Origin of the sequence: Vibrio sp. HS-50-1 (genome assembly GCF_024747315.1) — a bacterium.
In the GTDB taxonomy this organism is placed as follows: Bacteria; Pseudomonadota; Gammaproteobacteria; order Enterobacterales; family Vibrionaceae; genus Vibrio; species Vibrio diabolicus.
Genome location: NZ_JAMPZF010000023.1, coordinates 1 through 1552 on the forward strand (window position 1 = coordinate 1; position 1552 = coordinate 1552).

The 1552-nt window shown below is 48.9% G+C and carries 1 protein-coding gene; it reads left to right on the forward strand.

The window, feature by feature from the left end; genetic code table 11:
* Positions 1-1552, forward strand: a 1552-nt coding sequence (locus tag NDJ01_RS09640; RefSeq protein ID WP_258586634.1) for a cadherin-like domain-containing protein, incomplete at both ends; no start/stop codon positions are given.

Consider the following 1552-nt stretch of genomic DNA (forward strand, 5'->3'; position numbering starts at 1 on the left):
GACGCGCTAACCGCGACTAACTTAGTGGTTGACGGTGATGCAACGGTGACGGCAAACGATGATGGCAGCTTTACCATTACGCCTGATGCGAACTTCAATGGTGACATTGATATCACGTTCGATATCAACGACGGCAGCGATACTATTGTTGCAACGGCGGACCTAACCGTTAACCCAGTTAATGACTTGCCTCAGCCGGAAGATCAAGCGTTCACCATTGGTGAAGATGGCGTGTTGACCTTCACTGACCAAGATCTGCTTGATGGTGCAACGGACATCGATGGTGATGACCTATCGGTAGAAGGTGTGAGCTACACTGGCGCAGATGGTGTCCTAACCGACAACGGTGACGGCACTTACAGCTTCGCGCCAAACGAAAACTTCAATGGCGACGTGAACTTTACCTTCGATGTTTCTGATGGCACGGATACCGTGACCGCAAATATCGACGTAAGCGTGACGCCAGAGAACGATCCACCGGTAGCAGGCAGCACGTCTTACATCGTTCATGAAGACAATTCGATTACCATCAGTGACGAACAGCTATTGGCGAACTCATCGGATATTGAAGGCGATGTGTTGATTGATAGCGTGAGCTACAGCGGTAACGATGGTGTGTTAGAAATCAACGGTGATGGTACTTACACCTTCTCACCAAACGAGAACTTCAGCGGCGAGGTGAGCCTAGATGTTGTCGTTGTCGATGAAGAAGGTGCAACGGACTCTACCACTGCTGGCATTACTGTGATTGAGGTAAATGACCCACCAATCGCAGGTCCTACCGCATACACTATCGATGAAGACCAAGTTCTAACCTTCAGTGAATCGCAAGTGCTACTGAATGCTTCGGATGTTGAAGGGGATGTTGAGCTAGTAGGCATCAGCTACGATGGTACAGACGGTATTTTCTCAGTTAACGGCGATGGTACCTGTAGCTTTGCACCGAATGAAAACTTCAACGGCCAAGTGCAGTTGGATGTGACCATTCGCGATGAAGACGGCGCAGAGGTCGATACTTACATCACAGTCGATGTCTTACCAATCAATGATGCACCAGTATCGGGTAACTTGGCGTATAGCGTTGACGAAGACAACTCAATCACACTGAGCCAAGAGCAGCTTCTTGCTCAAGCATCGGATGTAGAAGGTGATGCACTAACCGCATCTAACCTAGTGGTTGACGGTGATGCAACGGTTACGGAAAACGACGATGGTAGCTTTACTATCACGCCAGATGCGAACTTCAATGGTGACATTGATATCACGTTTGATATCAGTGATGGTTCTGACACCTTGGTCGCTACGGCAGATCTAACGGTTAATCCAGTTAACGACCTTCCACAACCAGAAGACCAAGCGTTCACCATTGGTGAAGATGGCGTGTTGACCTTCACTGACCAAGATCTGCTTGATGGCGCAACAGATATCGATGGCGATGATCTATCGGTTGAAGGTGTCACTTACACTGGTGCGGACGGTGTCCTAACTGACAATGGCGATGGCACTTACAGCTTCGCACCAAACGAGAACTTCAATGGCGACGTGAACTTTA